The organism is Mycolicibacter arupensis, assembly GCF_002086515.1.
Classification (GTDB): Bacteria; Actinomycetota; Actinomycetes; order Mycobacteriales; family Mycobacteriaceae; genus Mycobacterium; species Mycobacterium arupense.
Genome location: NZ_MVHH01000112.1, coordinates 1 through 1,338 on the forward strand (window position 1 = coordinate 1; position 1,338 = coordinate 1,338).

The window sequence follows — 1,338 nt, forward strand, 5'->3', positions numbered from 1 at the left end:
GGGCCTTGCCCCCATGTAGTGGACACGGGATTTGTGGTTAAGCAGCTTCGGGCAGCGTAGCCGGTGTCAGGGTCCTTTCGTAGGTGGCAGGGCTGGATTGACGGCAGTGGGAGTGCCGTCGTTTGGTGTTGTAGCGGGCCAGCCATCGGAAGACCTCCCGGCGGCAGGTCGCCGCGTCCGGCCAGCAGGCACGGTCCTGCAGGATCTCGCGTTTGAGGGCGGCGTTGAACGATTCGGCCAGGGCGTTGTCGGCGCTCGTTCCCACCGCTCCCATCGACTGGATGACCCCATACTCGCGGCAGAGGGACACGAAATCCCTTGAGGTGTACTGACTTCCGTGGTCCGAGTGGAACACTGCACCGGCCAACGTGCCGCGTAGCGCGGCAGCGGCGTTGAGGGCGTCGGTGACCAGTTCGGTGCGCATGTGATCGGCGATCGCCCACCCCGCTACCCGCCGCGAGCAGCAGTCGATCACCGTGGCCAGGTACAGGTTGCCGCCGGTGGCCAGTGGCAGGTAGGTGATGTCGCCGACATAACGGGTGTTGATCTGCGCGGCGGTGAAATCCCGCTTCAGCAGATCAGGGACTTTCTGGCTGGCCGGATCCGCCGCGGTGGTCTTGACCCGCCGCCGGCGCCGATAACCGACGATCCCGGCGCCGCGCATCACTCGAGCGACCCGCTTGTGGTTGACCCGCTCACCGTCGGGCGCACCATCGTTGAGCTCGGCGGTGATCCGCGGCGCCCCGTAGGTGTTGTCCTCGCCGTGCACCACCCGGATACGGGCGGCCAGCGCCTCATCAGCGGCGGCCTTCGCGGCGCGGGAATCGGCGCCGGCGAGCCAGGCGTAGAACGATGAACGCGCGACCTCCACGACCGCGCAGAGCCACTTCACCTCGAAGGCGTGTAGGTGGTCGGCGACGAACTGGAAGCGGCTCACCAGTTCGTCTCCCCGGCGAAATATTTGGCTGCCGACCGTAGAATGTCCCGCTCGGTGGATAGCCGAGCCTCGGTGGCGCGCAGCGTCTTGTTCTCGGCGCGCAGCCGCACCAGTTCCTGCTCCGGGCTCTCGGCCCCTGGCGCAAGCTCGGTCTCTACGCTGCCGCGGCGGTGCCGAATCGCCACGCCGGCCGACTTGCACCACGCTGAGAGCGTGGCTTCGCTGACACCGAGCTCGGCAGCGATCTGCGTAATCGTCGCACCCTCGGTATCCCGGTACAGCGCGACCGCGTCACGCTTGAACTCATCGGGGTAATTTTTCCTTGCCATCGGGTTGGATCATCTCGCTTCCCCCAGGACATTCCTGGGATTGAGCGTGTCCAACACACGGGGTCAAGTCCC

1 protein-coding gene is annotated in these 1,338 nt (G+C 66.4%); it reads right to left on the minus strand.

Translation table 11 applies throughout. The annotated features are described in order from the left end of the window. Positions 1–37 precede the first annotated feature (37 nt). Positions 38–1,266, minus strand: a protein-coding gene (locus BST15_RS20895) for an IS3 family transposase (protein WP_109370772.1) whose coding sequence is annotated in 2 segments (ribosomal slippage) — positions 38–954 and positions 954–1,266 — 1,230 coding nt in all. Because the reading frame shifts where the segments join, the coding sequence is not laid out codon by codon here. Between the last annotated feature and the right edge of the window lie 72 nt (positions 1,267–1,338).